Raw genomic sequence first — 16,814 nt, forward strand, 5'->3', positions numbered from 1 at the left:
CCCCCCTCGGGCGTCGGGTGTTCCGGGTCGGAGCGCGGTGTGCCCCACAGAATGTGGCGTGAACGCACCCCCGGCAAGAGGCGGAAGCGGGTCTTCTGCGGGGTCTTCCGTCAGCCGGAAGCCTCGGCGAGTGACTCTTGATCCCAGGCGGCGGCGAGGGTACGGGAGATGCCGTGGGCGGCGACCCGCACCGCCGGTATCAGCCCCGGCGCCCGCCCCTCGGCGGCCGGGACCACCACCGAGAGCGACGCCACCACCTCCCCGCGCGGACCCCGCACCGGGGCGGCGATGGACAGCCCGTCCATGGTGATCTGACGGTCGCTCACCGCGATGCCGGTGCGCCGCACCTCGGCGAGCGTGGCCCGCAGCCGCGCCGGATCGTGGATGGTCCGCTCGGTGAACCGGCGCATCGGCCGGGCGCACACCCGCTCGCCCAGCCCCGGCGGCCCGTACGCGAGCAGCACCAGGCCGACGCCCGTGGCGTGCAGCGGCCAGCGGCTGCCGACCCGGGTGCGCACATGGACCGCGGAGCGGCCGGAGATCAGCTCGACATAGACCACTTCCAGCCCGTCGCGCACCGCCAGTTGCACGTTCTCATGGGTGGCCTCGTACAGGTCCTCCATGAACGGCAGCGCCGCCTCGCGCACCCCGACCCCGCGCGGCGACAGCGTCGCCACCTCCCACAGCCGCAGCCCGATGTGGTACGCCCCCGAGGTGTCGCGCTCCAGGGCGCCCCAGCGGGTGAGCGAGGCGACCAGCCGGTGCGCGGTGGCCAGCGGCAGCCCGGCGCGCCGGGCGAGGGCGGTGAGCGACAGCGACCGGTGGGAGGCGTCGAACGCGTCCAGCACGGCCAGCACCCGGCCGGCGACCGACCGCCCGGCGTCGGGGCGCCGGCCCGCCGCGGGATGCAGCGGGGCCGTCATGACAGCGGGAGGCCGACGTAGTTCTCGGCCAGCTCGGCGGACGCGGTGCGGGAGGTGGCGATCCGGTCCAGCTGGGCGATCTGGAGCCGGTCGTCGAACGGGCTCTGCTCCGGGCGCCGGTGCAGGGTGTCCGTCATGAAGTACGAGAAGCGCTCGGCCTGCCACACCCGGGCGAGGCAGGCCGCGGAATAGCCGTCCAGCAGCTCGGTCGAGCCCGTGGTGTGGTGCTGGGCCAGCGCGCGGGCCAGGGTGACCACGTCGCTGACGGCGAGATTGAGCCCCTTGGCCCCGGTCGGCGGCACGATGTGCGCCGCGTCGCCCGCCAGGAACAGGCGGCCGTGACGCATCGGCTCCTGGACGAAGCTGCGCATCGGGGTCACCGACGTGGCGGTGATCGGGCCGCGCTCCAGTCTCCAGTCGCTGTGGTCGAGCGCGAAGCGGACGGACAGCTCGTCCCAGATCTCCTCATGCGACCAGTCGGCGGGGTCGGTGCCGTTCGGCACCTGGAGATACAACCGGGAGACCTGTGGGGAGCGCATGCTGTGCAGCGCGAAGCCGCGCTGATGGCGGGCGTAGATCAACTCCTCGCAGGAGGGCGGCACATCGGCCAGCACCCCGAGCCAGGAGTAGGGATAGGTGCGCTCGAAGGTGCGGATCCGGTCGGCCGGGACCGCGCGCCGGGCGATGCCGTGGAACCCGTCGCAGCCCGCCACGAAGTCGCAGCTCAGCGTCTCCTCGCGGCCCTGGTGGCGGAAGCGGACGACCGGGGCCTCGGAATCCGCCTTCTCGATCGCCAGCGCCTCGGCCTCGAACAGCAGCGGAGGGCCCCCACTCTCGCTCTCGGCGAGCTGGAGCCGGACCAGATCCTTGACGATCTCCGTCTGGGCGTAGACCGTCACGGACTTGCCGCCGGTCGCCGCGGGGAAGTCGATGCGGTGGCCGCGGCCCTCGAAGCGCAGCTCGATGCCCTCGTGCGGCAGCCCCTCGCGGTCCAGGCGCTCGGCCGCGCCGCACTCCCGCAGCACGTCCACGGTGCCCTGCTCCAGGATTCCGGCCCGCTGCCGCTGCTCGACATAGGCCCGGTCCCGGCTCTCCAGCACCACGCAGTCCACCCCCGCACGATGCAGCAGACGGGCGAGCAGCAGCCCGGCGGGTCCTCCACCGATGATCCCGACGGTCGTGCGCATCGATACGTCCCTTCGTCCGGTCGTCCGGGCCGGGTGAGATGAGGATCCCCACTTGTTCGCGGAGTGAAACTTCGTTCATAATCGAGCTGTGATGAGTCTCGGTCCGGTGTCCCCACCTGTCAATGGCCCCGTCGGCCCTCTCGAGCGCGGCCTCGCCGTGCTCTGCGAGCTGACCCGGCTGGCCGCGCACCAGGAAGGGGCCGCGGTCCGGCCCGGCGACCTCGTGCGCGGCACCGGGCTCGCCCGGTCCGTCGTCGACCGCGTCGTGGGCACGCTCGAACAGCTCGGGTACGTAAGGCTCGACGGGCGCGACGTCAGCCTCGCGGCCCGGCTCATGGAGCTGGGGAACGCCTACCTCGCCGCCAGCGGCCTGCCGGACGCGCTCGGTCCGTTCGCCGAGCGGCTGGCCGACGGGCTGGACGAATCGGTCTCGGTCGCCGTGCCGGACGGCGACGGGGCGCGCTTCGTCGTCCAGGCCACCCGCCGCCGCACCATGTCCCTCGCCTTCCGCATCGGCGACCTGCTCCCCGCCGAGCGCTGCGCCCCCGGCGCGCTCTTCGCCGCCGAATGGGACGAGCGGGCCTGGGCGGCCTGGCGCGCCCGGCGCGCCGCCGACCCCCTCGACGCCGCCTTCCCCGCCGTTCCGCCGCGCCGCCGGCCCGCCGCGGACAGCGGCTCCGAGGCGGACACCGCCTTCGAGGCGCGCGTACGGGAGGCCGCCAGGACCGGCTGGGCGGCCGACGACCAGCTGATCGAGCCAGGACTGGTGGCGGTGTCCGTCCCCGTCCGGGACGCCTCGGGCCGTACCGCGTGCGCGGTGAACGTCGTCAGCCACACCAGCCGCCATGACGTGGCCTCGCTGCGGGCCGCCGTGCTGGGCCCGCTGTATGCGGAGCTCCCGGCGATGGAGGCGGCGCTGGCCGCCCCCGCCGAGCCCGATCAGCCGGGGCGGGCCACGGCGGGCTCGGCCGCCGGGCCCGGTGCCGGGCCCGGGCCGGGCGCCGAGGATCCGGCTCGGGTCGCCAAGCGGGAGCTGGGGGCCGGGTATCTCCAGTCGCTCGCCCGCGGGCTCACCGTGCTGCGGGCGCTCGGGACCCCGGGGGAGGAGGGCGGCGCCGCGCGGCAGGGGCTCACGCTCACCGCCGTCGCCGAGGCCACCGGGCTGCCCCGGGCCACCGCGCGCCGCTCCCTGCTCACCCTCGTCGAGCTGGGGTACGCGGAGGGACACGGCCGGGCCTTCCGCCCGCTGCCCAGGGTGCTGGAGCTGGGCTACGCACCGCTGGGCGACCTGTCGTTCACCGAGCTGGCCCAGCCCCATATGCGCGAACTCGTCCGCACCGTCCACGAGTCGGCGTCCCTGGCGGTCCTCGACGGCGACGACATCCGGTATGTGGCGCGCGTGCCCACCGTGCGGATCATGAGCGTCAACATCACCATCGGCACCCGATTCCCCGCCTACGCCACCTCCATGGGCCGGGTGCTGCTCGCGGGCCTTGACCCGGACCGGCGCGCCGCGCATCTCGCCGGGCTCGCCCCCGAGCCGCTGACCCGGCACACCGTGACCGACGTGCCCGAGCTGGCCCGCGTCCTGGAGCGGACCGGGAGGGACGGATACGCCCTGGTGGACGAGGAGTTGGAGGAGGGGCTGCGGTCCCTCGCGGTGCCCGTCCGGGGTGCGGACCGCCGGGTGGTGGCCGCGCTCAACATCGCCACCCACGCGGGCCGCGGCAGCGCGGAGGCAGCCGTCGATGAGCTGCTTCCGGCGCTGCGCACCGCCGCCGCCCGCATCGAGGCCGACCTCGCCACCGCCTCGGCCCATCACCCGCTGGGGGCGGGTGAGAGAGTGGGGGCATGAGCGCAGCGACCTCCCCGCGACCCCCCGGGCACACCGGCCACGCCGTCGTCATCGGCGGCGGGATCTCGGGCCTCGCGGCCGCCCACCGGCTGCGGACCGGCGGGGCGCGGGTGACCGTGCTGGAGGCGTCGGGGCGGCTGGGCGGCAAGCTGTGCGCGGGCGAGATCGAGGGCGTATCCGTCGACCTGGGTGCCGAGTCGATGCTCGCCCGGCGCCCGGAGGGGGTGGAGCTGGCGCGCGCCGTCGGCCTCGGCGAGCGCCTTCAGCCGCCCGCGACCGCGTCCGCCTCCCTGTGGACGCGCGGCGCACTGCGGCCGATGCCCAAGGGCCATGTGATGGGCGTGCCCGGCGATCTCGCGCCGCTCGCCGCGTCCGGGGTGATCTCGGACGAGGGGCTGGAGCGCATCGCGCGCGACGCGGAGCTGCCGCCCACGCCGGTCGGCGGGGACGTGGCGCTCGGTGGGTTCATCGCCGCCCGGCTCGGCCGGGAGGTCGTGGACCGGCTGGTCGAGCCGCTGCTCGGCGGGGTGTACGCGGGCGATGTGTACCGCACCTCGATGCGGGCCGCCGTGCCCACCCTCTTCGAACTGGCCCGCGCGGGCCGCCCGCTGGCCGAGGGGGTCCGGGAGCTGACAGAGCGGGCGGCCCAGCGGCAGGGCGGGCCGGTGTTCACGGGCATCGACGGCGGCATCGGGCGGCTGCCGCTCGCGGTGGCCGACGCCGTACGGGCCGCGGGCGGCGAGATCCGTACGAACGCGCCCGTACGGGAGCTGCGGCGGACTGCCGACGGCTGGACCGTCGTCACCGAGGACGGGACGGTGCTGCGGGCCGACGCGGTCGTCATGGCGGCCCCCGCGCCCGCCGCCGCCCGGCTGCTGGCGGCCGACTCCCCGGCCGCCTCCGCCGAGCTGGCCACCGTCGACTACGCCTCGATGGCGCTGATCACCATGGTCTTCCGCCGTGCCGACGTGGCGTCGCTCGCCGAGGGCAGCGGCTTCCTGGTCCCGCCGGTCGACGGGCACACGATCAAGGCGGCCACGTTCTCCAGCCGCAAATGGGGCTGGCTCCGCGACGCCGCCCCCGATCTCTTCGTGCTGCGTACCTCGATCGGGCGGTTCGAGGACGAGGAGCATCTGAAGCGCGACGACGCCGATCTGGTGGGGATGTCGCTCGCCGATCTGGGCGCGGCGACCGGCCTCGCCGCCAAGCCGGTGGCGACCCGGGTGACCCGCTGGGACGGCGGGCTGCCCCAGTACCCGGTCGGCCATCTCGACCGGGTCGCCCGGATCCGCACGGAGGTCGCCAAGCTGCCCGGGCTGCGGGTGTGCGGCGCGGTCTACGACGGTGTCGGCATCCCGGCGTGCGTCGGATCCGCCCGCACGGCCGCCGACGAACTGCTAGGGGGTGTCTTGCCGATCAGCCCGGCATGATCGGCAAGACACCCCCTGAGCCGCTCACGGCGACCCTGGCGGCGGGCGCGGATGGCGGAGAGCGAGAATAGGGCCATGACTGCTGCTGCTCCCGAGACCCCGGAAACGCCCGAGACCATCCCGTCTCCGAAGGCCCCCAACGCCGGGAAGAAGGCCAAGGACCTCAACGAGGTCATCCGCTACACCCTGTGGTCGGTGTTCCGGCTGCGCGATGTGCTGCCGGAGGACCGCACCGGCTACGCCGACGAGGTCGAGCAGCTGTTCGCGCAGCTCGCCGCGAAGGACGTCACCGTGCGCGGCACCTATGACCTCTCCGGGCTGCGGGCGGACGCGGACGTCATGATCTGGTGGCACTCGGAGACCTCCGACGCCCTCCAGGAGGCGTACAACCTCTTCCGCCGCACCCGGCTCGGCCGCGCCCTGGAGCCGGTCTGGTCGAACATGGCGCTGCACCGCCCGGCGGAGTTCAACAAGTCGCACATCCCCGCGTTCCTCGCGGACGAGCACGCGCGCGACTACGTCAGCGTCTACCCCTTCGTACGGTCCTACGAGTGGTATCTGCTGCCCGACGAGGAGCGCCGCACGATGCTCGCGGACCACGGCAAGATGGCCCGCGGCTTCCCCGATGTGCGCGCCAACACCGTCGCGTCGTTCTCCCTCGGCGACTACGAGTGGATCCTGGCCTTCGAGGCGGACGAGCTGCACCGGATCGTCGACCTGATGCGCCATCTGCGCGCCTCCGAGGCGCGCCGTCATGTGCGCGAGGAGGTGCCGTTCTACACCGGGCGGCGCAAGCCGGTCTCCGAGCTGGTCGCCGGTCTGGCCTGACGGCCACCGGAGCGGCACCGGGCCCGGCCGTCACGGCGTCCAGGGCGCCCCGGGGCCTCCCGGGTCTCCGGGGCGTGCGGGCTGCTTGCCGGACTCGGGCACCGGCGCCGGGCCCGGCTGCGGCTCGGGTGCCGGGCGCGGTGCGCAGTAGGCGGTCCGGCCCGGGGTCTTCCCGGTGAGCAGATACGTGTCGACCTTGCGGTTGACGCAGGCGTTCGGGCCGCCCCACAGGCCGTGGGTACCGGCCTTCCGCTCGGTGACCAGGGAGGCCGTGGGGAGCCTGCGCCACAGCGCCTTGGCGCCCGCGTACGGCGTGGCCGCGTCCCGTTCGGCGGCCAGCAGCAGCACCGGCGGCAGCCCCGGCCGGGCGGTGACGTCCATGGGGGTGTCGTGCCCCAGCGGCCAGTAGGCGCAGGGCAGGTTCATCGCCACGTTGTCCCAGGTCTCGAAGGGGGCGCGGCGCGCGAGGGCGGTGTTCTCCCGGTTCCAGCTCGCCCAGCCGCGCGGCCAGGGCGCGTCGTTGCACTCCACGGCGGTGTAGACGGCCTTGCCGTTCTCGTCGGCCTCCGCGTCCCCGGATTCGGACGCGGCCAGCGCGATCAGCGGCCGCGAATCGCCGCGCAGATAGGCGGCGAGGGCATGGGCACTGGGGTCCCAGTAGGCGTCGTTGTAGCCCGTCCGCACGAACGCGTCCTGGAGCTCCCCGGTGCCGACGCGGCCGCCCGCCGGTTCCCGCGCCAGGCGGTGGACCGCCTTCCGGTACGCGGCGAGCACCCGGGCGGGGGTGGTGCCGAGGTGGTAGACGGCGTGGTGCCGGGCCGCCCAGCGGCGCCAGTCCGCCCAGCGCCGCTCGAAGGCCACCGACTGGTCGAGGTTGTTGCGGTACCAGATCTGCCAGGGGCCGGGGTTGACCACGCTGTCGAACACCATGCGGCGCACGTGGCGCGGGAAGAGCGTCGCGTACACGGCCCCGTAGTACGTGCCGTACGAGGCGCCCACGAAGGTGAGCCGCTTCTCGCCGAGCGCGGCGCGCAGCACATCGAGGTCGCGGGCGTTGTTGAGCGTGGTGATGTGCCGCAGGGCCGACCCCGTACGGCGCGCACAGCCCCGGGCGTACGCGCGCGCCCGCGCCACCATCCCCCGCTTGTACGCGGCGGAGGGGTGCTGCGGGGAGCTGGTCGGCGCGGTGGCGTAGTCCGAAGGACGCTGGCAGGACACCAGGGCGGAGCGGCCGACTCCGCGGGGTGCGTATCCGACGAAGTCGTAGACCGCGGCCGTCTTGTGGAAGGCGTCCTCGGCGGCGTACTCGGGGAACGTCATGCTGGACGCGCCCGGTCCGCCCGGGTTGTAGACCAGCGCGCCCTGCCGCCGGGCCTCAGGTCCGGTGGCCCGGACCCGGCTGACGGTGAGACGGATGTGCCTGCCGTGCGGCCGCGCGTAGTCCAGCGGTACGGAGACGGTGCCGCAGCGGAGGGCGGAGGACAGCTCCTCGGAGTCCGGGCAGTGGCCGAAGGTGATGCCGCGGTCGGCCGCCTTCCGGGCCGCCACCGCCACCCCGCGGGCCTCGGCGGCGCCGCCCCGGGGCACGGCCAGCACGGGGGAGGCCAGGGCGGGGGAGACCGGCGCGGCGGACGCGGGCGCGGCGGACCAGGCGGGCGCCGCCATGAGGGCGGTCGGCTCCGGGGACCCGGCGGCGGCCACCGAGGTGGGGCGCGCGGGCGGCGCCGCGAGCGGTCTGCCGGTGGCGGGGGTGGCGAGCAGCGCGGTCATGGCCAGGGACAGGGACAGCGGTCCGAGGACGCCGTACAGCGCTGCTGCTCTCACAGGCCATCCCTCCGCAGCCGGTCCCTCCGCGCCTCGCGCGACAAAAGGGATACTTGGCGCGGGGATTGGTCATGTAAAGCACCGGGCCGCGGTGTCGGGGCCATTGGGCCCCACGGGGGACGGGTCAATGACTCCAATGCGCCCTGAGCGCCGCGCGCAGCGCCGGATCGGGCAGGGCGGCGGTGCCGTGGACCGCGAGCGCGGTGAGCAGTTCGCCGTCGTCGCGTTCCGCGTCGGCTCCGCCCCCGGCGCGCTGGGCGACGGGCCGCCGCGGCGGCACATCGATCCGGCCCAGCAGCCGCTGCCCGGCGGGTGAGGCCCAGCGCGAGTACGGATGCACCTCGACCCGGGCGATCACCAGGCAGCTCGCGGTGAGGAGCAGCGGCAGCGCGAACCACGCCAGCGCCGCCCCGGGACCCGACGCGGGCGGCACCATCAGCAGCGCGACCGCGCCCGTCAGCAGGACCACGCAGCACGCCAGCCGCACGTGCCGGACGGCCGCCGCCACGTTCGCCCGGGCCCCCGCGGGCACCGCGAGCCCCGCCGTCACCAACCGGTCGGACAGCGCCCGTACCGGTTCGGCGGTGGCCAGCGCGGTGCGGACCGGCGGGACGGGGGACTGGCCTTGCGGGCCTGTCGCGGCGATGACCGAGCGTTCGAAATCGTCTCGGCCCTCCGGATCCACGACGGTGACCCAGCCGGTATGGGCGAGCAGCAGCCGCCGCTCACGGGCCATCGCCACCAGGGCGAGATCGGCCACCCGCTGCGGCCCGCCTGCCAGGAACGCCGCCTCGTACAGGCTGAGGGTCCGTCCGTTCCGCTCCGGACCGGCGTCCATCGGCTGGGCGGCCGCGACCGCGGCGAGGCACAGGCGGGTGCAGCTGACCACCGCCGAGCCCCATGCGACGAGCAGGAAGAGGACCCACAACATGGCCGAGTTCTACTGGACCCGACCGGTTCCGCGCCAGAGATTTCGCGAAATGCGCGATTCGGGTGGCGGTGTTGTCACGCCGAACGCCGTGGTGGTGTGACGGCTCCCCGGCGTCAGCTGCCCCCGCCGCAGCCGCCTCCGCCACCACAGCTCGAACCGCCCCCGCCCCCGCCGCAACCGGAACCACCGCCACCGCCACCGCACGACGAGCCCCCGCACGACGAACCGCCGCAACCTGAGCCGGAACCCCCGCCGCACCACGAGCCGCCGGAGAAGTCGGACAAGCCCGACGAGCCCGAACCATCGCCCGGGGACGCGCCCGCGCCCGTCACCCGCCGCGCTTGCAGCAGTTGGTCCCGCAGTACCGTGTCGGCGGCGATGGCGGACGCGCCGCCCAGCGCCACGGCGACCGAGACGGGCGCGGCCCCCGCCATGGTGGCGGACGCGCCGGACCAGGGCCCGTGGGGCCCGCCCCACGGCCCGGCGGCCGACTCGGTGTTCCGCCGGAAGGCGTCCAGGGCGAGCTTTCCGGCGGGGGTCAGCCGTCCCTTGGCCAGCCGCCCACAGCTCGCGCCGATCACGAAGCCGAAGAACAGCGCCGGAATGATCATGAAGATCACCGGGACCCCGTCCACAGCGGCCTGGCCGAAACTCGCCAGGATGCCCAGGAGGACGCACAGCCAGCAGCCGATCACCTGGGCTCGTGCCGCCTTACGCCAGAACCGGAGGGCGCCGGGGTGCACCATCAGCCCGCGCCGCGCCAGCTCGTCCCCGATCCCCTGCACCTCCGGGGTGCGCATCAGCTCCCGGCGCAGCCGGTCCAGGGCGCCGTTCGGGGCATGGGTGAGCACCGTGAGAAGCGCGTTCTCGACCGGATTGCGGGCGACCGGCTGACGCACCGAGACCACCCCGGGCCTGCCGACCGCCAGCCGGCCGTCGGTGTGCATCTCGCTGATCACGGTGTCGGCCACCCGGCCGGGCCCGCCCGCCAGGAACGCGGCCTCCACGAGGTCGTTCACGCCGCTGTCCGGCGCCCCCGCGGCGGCCCGCCGCGTTCGTACGGTGCCCCTGATGACGAAGACCGACGACGCGATCACCGCCACGTACACCAGGATCACGAGCGCGTCCATGCCGCTCACCCCCCGCTCAGCACGAGCCGGGCCCGGCGGGCGAAACGCGCCAGCGGGTTCGTGGACAGCGGGGCGGGGCCTGAGCGCTCCTGCCACCACAGGGTCAGCCGTCGCCGCGTCGCCGCGTCCCGGACCTCGTCGCCCGCCAGCAGATGCTCGACGAACGCCATCGCGTCGTGGCGGTAGCCGCCGGTCATCGGGCGGCCGTCGGCGTAACCCCCGAACGCCCGGCGGTAGCCGTCGTCCAGGATCTCCGGCAGCTCGGGGGCGACCTTGGCGACCACCCCGGACCGCTTGGCGATCAGCGCCCGGCTCTGCACCCCCAGCCGCTCCCGGTCGAAGCCCTCCGGCGCCGGGGCGCCCGCGACGAGCGCCGACAGCAGCGCGGTCTGGGCGCGTGCCAGCCGCTCCCGCGCGGCGTCGGTGTCCGGTATCTCTTCCCTTTCGCGCTTCGGTGCGGGCGCCGCGTCGGGGGCGCCCGCACCCGCCGCTGTCACCGCGCGGATCGCGTCCAGCTCGCCCGCCAGCTCCTCGGCCGCCGGGAAGTCCTCGTCCCGCTCCAGCAGCACCCCGGGTGGCGTCGTACGGGCGCACAGCTCGGCGAGCACGTCGAGCACCGGCCGCGTCACCGGGTGGGCGTGGCTGTCGTGCCACACCCCGTTCCGTTCGACGCCGCCCGCCACATGGACGTACGCGATGGCCGAGGTCGGCAGCTCGTCCAGCGCCTTGGCCGGGTCCTCGCCCCGGTTGACGTGGTTGGTGTGCAGGTTGGCGACGTCGATGAGCAGCCGGACGCCGGTCCGCTCTACCAGCTCGGCCAGGAACTGCCCCTCGGTCATCTCCTCGCCCGGCCAGGAGATCAGCGCCGCGATGTTCTCCAGCGCGAGCGGCACCGGCAGCGCCGCCTGGGCGATCGCCACGTTCTCGCACAGCACGTCCAGCGCGTCCCGGGTGCGCGGCACCGGCAGCAGATGCCCGGCCTCGACAGCGGGCGACCCGGTCCGCGGCCCCCCGGCCCGTACGAACGCGATGTGCTCGCTGACCAGGGGCGAGCCCAGCGCCTCCACCCGCTCGGCGAGGGCCGACAGCCGCTCGGGGTCGGGGCGCTCGGCGCCGCCGAGGCCGAGCGAGACACCGTGCGGAACCACCGTCGTACCGCGCTCGCGCAGCCGCAGCAGCGCGTCCGGCACATGGCCGGGGCAGACGTTCTCGGCCACCACCTCCACCCAGTCGATGCCGGGCAGGCCCGCGATGTCCTCGGCGATTTCCGGTCGCCAGCCGATTCCGGTCCCCAGGCGCGTCATGGCTCCCCCTTCTCCTGCCGTTCTCACCTGCCGGGGTAATGACCCTCTGAGGAGAGGACGAATCCAGGGCGCCTGTGGTTCAGAGGTTCATTTGAGCTTCGGGGTATCACGCTACCCTCCCTCCTCACGCCGCCCCCTGGCCCCTCCGAGTCCCCCGACGGCCCTGGCAGGGCCGCGAGTTGCGGAATATCGGCACTGTTACAAAATTTTGGTGCCCCGTGGCGACAGATGTTCGGAAGGGGGAATAAGGTCGTGTGGTCTGGGGGGATGGAAGATCACACCTTTGTGCCGCGCCCGCGCGCGGAGCGAGCGTGGGGGAACACACGTGCTGGGCAGCAACAATGCCATGGGGAAGCACCGCCGTAACGCACACCGTAAGCCACCGCCGTCCTCGGCCGGCCGTGGGTTGCAGATGCGTCGCTGGGCGGCCCGCCAGATACGGCTCGACTATCCCCGGGCCGGGAGACGAGGAGTGCGGCGGTGGCTGCCGTCGTGGCGTCAGACGGGACTCCTCTTCGTGTTCTGCCTCGGGAGCCTGACCGGACTCCTGAGCCTTCTCTACATGCAGACCGACATACCCAAGAACCTCAACGACTTCGCCACTCAGCAGGACAACGTCTACTACTGGGCCGACGGCTCCGAGATGGCCCGCACGGGTCCGGTCAACCGTCAGGACGTGCCGTTGACCAAGGTGCCCGAAAAGGTCCAGTGGGCGATCCTCGCCGCCGAGAACGCGAGTTTCTACACGGACAGCGGCGTCTCCCCGAGCGGTCTGATGCGCGCCGTGACCCGGATGGTGACGGGCGGTGAGACCCAGGGCGGCTCGACCATCACCCAGCAGTATGTGAAGAACGCCTATCTGAATCAGCGCCAGACGTTCTCCCGCAAGCTCACCGAGATGTTCATGGCCATCAAGCTCGACGACCGGATGACCAAGCAGGAGATTCTGGAGCGCTATCTGAACACCAGTTGGTTCGGGCGCGGCACCTACGGCATTCAGCGGGCCTCCTACGCGTACTACGGCAAGGACGTCTCCAAGCTCAACGCGAGCGAGGGCGCGATGCTCGCCTCACTGCTCAAGGGCGCCGGAACCTTCGACCCCACGCTCAGCGCCAAGAACCACAAACGGGCGGTGGACCGCTGGAAATGGGTGCTGGACCGGATGGTCGACATCGGAAAGCTCTCCAAAGCGGAGCGGGCGAAGTACACCACCTTCCCCGAGCCCCATCCGGCGCCCCGGCCCGCCGGGCTCACCGGCCAGGTCGGCTATCTGGTGGAGACCGCGAAGGCGTATGTGAGTTCCCATACCGAGATCTCCGACGCCGACTTCGACCTGGGCGGCTATCAGATACACACCACCTTCGAGAAGGCGAAGGTCAACGCGCTCGCCGCCTCGGTGAAGAAGACCCGCGACGGCCTCGACCCCAAGAACCGCAAGGAGGACCGGTACGTCCGCATCGGCGCCGCCTCCGTGACGCCCAAGGGCCGCATCGAGGCGCTGTACGGCGGCCCGGGCTACCTGGAACAGGGCTTCAACGACGCGAACGCCTCCACCGTCCCGGCCGGTACCGCCTTCACCCCCTTCGTCTACGCGGCGGCGCTGCGCGACGGCGTGCTCAAGGACCGGAACAGCCCGCGCACGCCCGTCGCCCCCACCACGCTCTACGACGGCAACAACAAGGTCGCCGTGAAGACCCCCGAGGGGCCCTACTGGGACCGCGGCGGCAAGATCGTGCGCGGCGAGAACGACGGCGACCAGTCCTATGGGCAGGTCAGCCTGCGCCAGGCCGTCGTGCAGTCCATCAACACCCCGATGATGCAGCTCGGCATGGACGTCGGCCTCGACCGGGTCCGCCAGGCGTCCATCGACGCGGGGCTGCTGCCCAGCAGCTTCGGCGCGCGGGTGCCGATGTTCTCGCTCGGCACCGCGACCCCCAGCTCGATCCGGATGGCCAGCGCCTACGCGACGTTCACCGCGAACGGCACCCATGTGCCGCCGTACTCGGTGAGCGGACTGACCCGTAACGGCGAGAAGTTCGCCCTGCGCAAGGACCGCGCCAAGCAGGCGTTCAGCGCCCAGGTGGCGGCGCAGGTGGACGACGCGCTGCACGGCGCCGTCCAGAGCGGCACCGGACAGGCCGCGGCCGCGGTGGGGCCCGGCGCGGCGGGCAAGACGGGCACGGCGCAGGACGGCACCTCGTCCTGGTTCGTGGGCTACACCGACCAGGTGTCCACGGCCGTCTCGCTGTCCCGGGTGGACCCCAAGACGCAGGAATTGCTGCCGCTCAAGGGAATGGGCGGGGACGCCACCGGAAAGGCGAGCGACACCTATCCGCTGGACATCTGGACGCATTACATGGCGGGTGCCGGAAAGAAGTAGCGAGAAGGCAGACACAAGCCCGGCCCGGTGCGTTCGAGGGGAACGCGCCGGGCCGGGCTCTTTGTTTCCCGGTGTGTCCCTACTTGGTGTACGTCGACCAGTCGGGCGATTCCGCCGGGTCGAGCATCCGCAGCTTGTCCAGCACCTTCGGGTCCTGGGCATCCAGCCAGTCGGAAAGCTGCTTGAACGAAACGCACTTCACGCCCTGGCGGGTGCACACGCTGCGCATCACGTCCTCGATGGCCTGCATATAGATGCCCCCGTTCCAGGTCTCGAAGTGATTGCCGATGAACAGCGGCGCCCGGCTTCCGTTGTAGGCGCGCTCGAAGCCGTTCAGATAGCCGTCGCGGGTCAGCCGCTCCCATTCGGCGTACTTCGCCGGATCGCCGTCGGTGCTGTCACCGGACTGGTTGTAGAGGAAGTTGAAGTCCATCGAGAGGACCTGCTTCTCGCTCTCCGGATACGGCACCAGCTGAAGCGGGAAGTTCCATATGCCGTCGATTTTGGACGGCCATATCTGGAAGTCGCCCGGGGAGCTCGCGTCGTAGCGCCAGCCCATCTTCTTGATGACCGGGATCAGGTTCTTCTGGCCTTCGAGACAGGGGGCGCGGCCGCCGACCAGTTCCTCGTCGTAGTCGAAGGGCAGCGGCTTGATGTCGGTGAATCCCGTATTGGTCTTCCAGTGCTCCACGAACGAGTACGCCTGCTCGGTCTCGCTCTTCCACTGCTGGGAGGTCCACTCGCCGCCGCCCTTCGAGCCGCAGAAATGCCCGTTGAAGTGCGAGCCGATCTCATTTCCGTCCAGCCATGCGCCGCGCAGCTGCTCCAGCGTCTCGCGTATGTGCCCGTCGGTGGGGAAGGATATGGCGGCCGAGCCCTCTTTGTGCATCGGCGGCCGGTAGAGGTCGCTCTTGTACTTGGGCAGCAGATACATGCCGCTGAGGAAGAACGTCATCGTGGCGTTGGATTCCTTGGCGACCTGGCGGAAGCGGGAGAAGAGATGATCGCCGTTCTCCAGCGCGCCGTCCCAGGAGAAGACCACGAACTGCGGGGGCTTCTGGCCCGGCTTCAGTTTCTCGATCTTCAACTGGTTCGGCTGGGGGCCGGTGTAGGACGTGGAGCCGTCCCCGATCACCTTCACCTTGCCGTCCCAGTCGGCGTATTTGTTCTTCTTCTTGGTGCCCCTGGGGACCTTGTCCGCCCGCGGCACGGGCGCGGCGGCCTGGACGCTGCCGTCCACCGCCGCGCCGGTCGTATCACCGGGCGAGGTCAGGGCGATGAGCAGCGCCACGACCACGGCGACCGCCGCGAGCGCGCCCAGGGGAGCGGCCACGCCGTAGGCGTTCCGCGCCGATAATGCTTTCAACGCCTTCAAGGACTTCGATGCCTTCAAGGTCTTCAACGCCTTCAACGGGTCCCGCCCCCTGGCAACGGTTCAGTTGTGTGCCCCCGCTCAGTATCACAGAAGTATCACCTGCTCTTCACATCGGCCACTCATGGGCCGTGACTCACCAACCGGTCAGCAGCAGATGGTTGGCCAGCAGCGCGAGACCCGCCTGCGCCGCCAGCCAGACGCGCAGGTCACGGGCGGGCAGCAGCGCGGCGGACGGCAGCAGCCAGAGCACGAACGGCAGCCAGATGCGCTCCGTCTCGGCCTTGCTCATCCCCGACAGATCGGCGGTCGCCAGCGCGAGCAGCGCGGCGAGGACGAGCACCACGAGCCCGTCCGCCGCGCCGCCGTCCCCGTGGCGCAGCCGCCGTGCCACCCCCGGCGCGGCCCCCACGGCCCGGCGGACACCCGCGACGGAGGCGAGACCGGCCGCGATCGCCGTGCAGGCCAGGTTGGCCCACACCCAGTAGCCGTACGGGCGGTCCGCCGCGACTCCCTGGTAGTAGCGCTGGACCAGCAGCTCGTACCCCTCCCACCAGACGAAACCGGCCAGGGTGAACGCTCCCGCCACCGCCGCCGCCCCGGCCAGCGCGTACGGCAGCGGCCGTACCGTACGGGCGAGGAGCAGTACGGCCGCTGCGGGCAGCGCCATGAGCGTGAGCCCGTACGACAGGTACGCGGTGAGGCCGAGCAGCAGCCCGGCGGCCAGCGCGACGGCGCCCGGCGCCCGGGCCGTACGGCTCGCCGCCAGCGCGAGCAGCGCCAGCCCCCAGGCCGCGACCGCCGTGAAGTAGCCGTCCGCCGACGCCCCCACCCACACCGCGGCCGGGGCCAGCACGAGGAACGGCGCGGCGGTGCGCGCCGCCCGCTCCTGGCCCAGCGCGCGCAGCGTGACCAGGACGGCGGCCACCGCCGAGCTGCCGGCGGTGATGCAGAACGCCCCCGCCCATCCGCCGCCGCCGAGCCCCAGGCGGTCCAGCCCGACGAACGTGAGCACGGCGCCCGGCGGATGCCCGGCGATGTGCGCGGGCCAGTAGTCGGGCTGGGTGAGCAGGATGTGACCGGTGAAGCCGCGGAGCGCGGCGCCGATGTCGTGGAAGCGGTCGATGCCGCGCAGATACTCGTGCCGCTGCGTCAGCCGCTCGGCCACGCCCCGCCCCCAGCCGTCGACGAGCGCCAGCGCCCAGGTCCAGGCCAGCGCCGCCGCCCAGCCCGCCCACAGCAGCCGCCGCCACGGCAGCGTCGCCGCGAGCCGCGGGCCGTAGCCGACGACTGCCACCGCGATGGCCACGGCGCCGGGCGTGCCGGGGCCCGCGTGGGGCAGCCAGTCGGCGTACAGCGGCGCCCAGTCGACGTACAGGGTGTGGGCGGTCCGCTGGATCAGGGTGCCGACGGCGGCCGCGACGGCGAAGAGGAGCGCCGCGGCGCAGGCGGCGAGCACATCGCGGCGGCGGCCGGTCCGCTCATCGCCGTCCGGAGGGCGAAGGGTCGGGTCATCGATGCGGAGGGGGAGCTTCACGGCCTCACGCTAAGCCGGTGACCTGCCGGATCGGCGGTTGTGGCGCGGTCACGTCACCGAACCGTCAGATCCCCGCGCCGCGGAGGGGCGGGCGAGGACGACGTCAGCGTTTC

The 16,814-nt window shown here is 73.0% G+C and carries 12 protein-coding genes; 4 read left to right on the forward strand and 8 right to left on the reverse strand.

Annotation, left to right across the window (positions count from 1 at the left end; translation table 11 throughout):
* Positions 1-110 precede the first annotated feature (110 nt).
* Together ACH4TL_RS34450 and ACH4TL_RS34455 are read right to left on the reverse strand one after the other, a co-directional pair.
* Positions 111-923, reverse strand: a complete 813-nt coding sequence (locus tag ACH4TL_RS34450; RefSeq protein WP_398324156.1) for an IclR family transcriptional regulator — start codon at positions 921-923, stop codon at positions 111-113.
* The gene (locus ACH4TL_RS34455) at positions 920-2,110 is read right to left on the reverse strand and encodes a 4-hydroxybenzoate 3-monooxygenase (protein WP_398324158.1); all 1,191 of its coding nucleotides are present in this window, start codon (positions 2,108-2,110) and stop codon (positions 920-922) included. The genes ACH4TL_RS34450 and ACH4TL_RS34455 overlap by 4 nt, the downstream gene beginning before the upstream one ends.
* A gap of 91 nt (positions 2,111-2,201) precedes the next feature.
* On the opposite strand from ACH4TL_RS34455, the gene ACH4TL_RS34460 reads away from it, so the two are divergent.
* From ACH4TL_RS34460 to hemQ, 3 genes are all read left to right on the forward strand, one after another.
* Positions 2,202-3,965, forward strand: a complete 1,764-nt coding sequence (locus ACH4TL_RS34460; RefSeq protein WP_398324424.1) for an IclR family transcriptional regulator C-terminal domain-containing protein — start codon at positions 2,202-2,204, stop codon at positions 3,963-3,965.
* Positions 3,962-5,395 (forward strand): protoporphyrinogen oxidase, encoded by a 1,434-nt coding sequence (hemG, locus tag ACH4TL_RS34465; protein WP_398324160.1) that lies wholly within the window; start codon positions 3,962-3,964, stop codon positions 5,393-5,395. Before ACH4TL_RS34460 ends, hemG begins: the two co-directional genes overlap by 4 nt.
* 75 nt (positions 5,396-5,470) lie before the next feature.
* Complete coding sequence (hemQ, locus tag ACH4TL_RS34470; protein WP_398324162.1) at positions 5,471-6,223, forward strand: hydrogen peroxide-dependent heme synthase; 753 nt, start codon at positions 5,471-5,473, stop codon at positions 6,221-6,223.
* 30 nt (positions 6,224-6,253) lie between these two features.
* Here the strand turns inward: hemQ and ACH4TL_RS34475 are convergent, their stop codons facing one another.
* The 4 genes from ACH4TL_RS34475 to ACH4TL_RS34490 all read right to left on the reverse strand — a co-directional run bounded on the left by ACH4TL_RS34475 (position 6,254) and on the right by ACH4TL_RS34490 (position 11,412).
* Positions 6,254-7,888 carry an alpha/beta hydrolase gene (locus ACH4TL_RS34475; RefSeq protein ID WP_398324427.1) on the reverse strand — a complete coding sequence of 545 codons (1,635 nt, stop codon included), beginning with the start codon at positions 7,886-7,888 and terminating at the stop codon, positions 6,254-6,256.
* A gap of 283 nt (positions 7,889-8,171) precedes the next feature.
* Entirely contained in the window at positions 8,172-8,978 is an 807-nt protein-coding gene (locus tag ACH4TL_RS34480) for a TIGR04222 domain-containing membrane protein (RefSeq protein ID WP_398324164.1), read from the reverse strand.
* A 113-nt stretch (positions 8,979-9,091) separates the two neighbouring features.
* Complete coding sequence (locus ACH4TL_RS34485; RefSeq protein WP_398324167.1) at positions 9,092-10,108, reverse strand: TIGR04222 domain-containing membrane protein; 1,017 nt, start codon at positions 10,106-10,108, stop codon at positions 9,092-9,094.
* 5 nt (positions 10,109-10,113) lie between these two features.
* Positions 10,114-11,412 (reverse strand): DUF692 domain-containing protein, encoded by a 1,299-nt coding sequence (locus tag ACH4TL_RS34490; protein WP_398324169.1) that lies wholly within the window; start codon positions 11,410-11,412, stop codon positions 10,114-10,116.
* Between the two features lie 562 nt (positions 11,413-11,974).
* Between ACH4TL_RS34490 and ACH4TL_RS34495 the strand changes: the two genes are divergently transcribed.
* A complete protein-coding gene (locus tag ACH4TL_RS34495) occupies positions 11,975-13,792 on the forward strand; it encodes a transglycosylase domain-containing protein (RefSeq protein ID WP_398324171.1) in 1,818 nt (605 codons plus the stop codon).
* A 79-nt stretch (positions 13,793-13,871) separates the two neighbouring features.
* On the opposite strand, the gene ACH4TL_RS34500 is transcribed toward ACH4TL_RS34495, so the two are convergent.
* Entirely contained in the window at positions 13,872-15,125 is a 1,254-nt protein-coding gene (locus ACH4TL_RS34500; RefSeq protein ID WP_398324173.1) for a hypothetical protein, read from the reverse strand.
* Positions 15,126-15,300: 175 nt separating this feature from the next.
* Positions 15,301-16,701 (reverse strand): hypothetical protein, encoded by a 1,401-nt coding sequence (locus tag ACH4TL_RS34505; protein WP_398324175.1) that lies wholly within the window; start codon positions 16,699-16,701, stop codon positions 15,301-15,303.
* Positions 16,702-16,814: the final 113 nt, after the last annotated feature.

Source organism: Streptomyces sp. NPDC021115 (genome assembly GCF_044333065.1).
Taxonomy (GTDB): domain Bacteria; phylum Actinomycetota; class Actinomycetes; order Streptomycetales; family Streptomycetaceae; genus Streptomyces.

Coding starts and splice junctions, on each gene's coding strand:
- hemQ (WP_398324162.1), top strand. CDS start 5,471: ATGACTGCTGCTGCTCCCGAGACCCCGGAAACGCCCGAGACCATCCCG.
- hemG (WP_398324160.1), top strand. CDS start 3,962: ATGAGCGCAGCGACCTCCCCGCGACCCCCCGGGCACACCGGCCACGCC.
- ACH4TL_RS34455 (WP_398324158.1), bottom strand. CDS start 2,110: ATGCGCACGACCGTCGGGATCATCGGTGGAGGACCCGCCGGGCTGCTG.
- ACH4TL_RS34495 (WP_398324171.1), top strand. CDS start 11,975: ATGCAGACCGACATACCCAAGAACCTCAACGACTTCGCCACTCAGCAG.
- ACH4TL_RS34450 (WP_398324156.1), bottom strand. CDS start 923: ATGACGGCCCCGCTGCATCCCGCGGCGGGCCGGCGCCCCGACGCCGGG.
- ACH4TL_RS34475 (WP_398324427.1), bottom strand. CDS start 7,888: ATGGCGGCGCCCGCCTGGTCCGCCGCGCCCGCGTCCGCCGCGCCGGTC.
- ACH4TL_RS34490 (WP_398324169.1), bottom strand. CDS start 11,412: ATGACGCGCCTGGGGACCGGAATCGGCTGGCGACCGGAAATCGCCGAG.
- ACH4TL_RS34480 (WP_398324164.1), bottom strand. CDS start 8,978: ATGTTGTGGGTCCTCTTCCTGCTCGTCGCATGGGGCTCGGCGGTGGTC.
- ACH4TL_RS34460 (WP_398324424.1), top strand. CDS start 2,202: ATGAGTCTCGGTCCGGTGTCCCCACCTGTCAATGGCCCCGTCGGCCCT.
- ACH4TL_RS34485 (WP_398324167.1), bottom strand. CDS start 10,108: ATGGACGCGCTCGTGATCCTGGTGTACGTGGCGGTGATCGCGTCGTCG.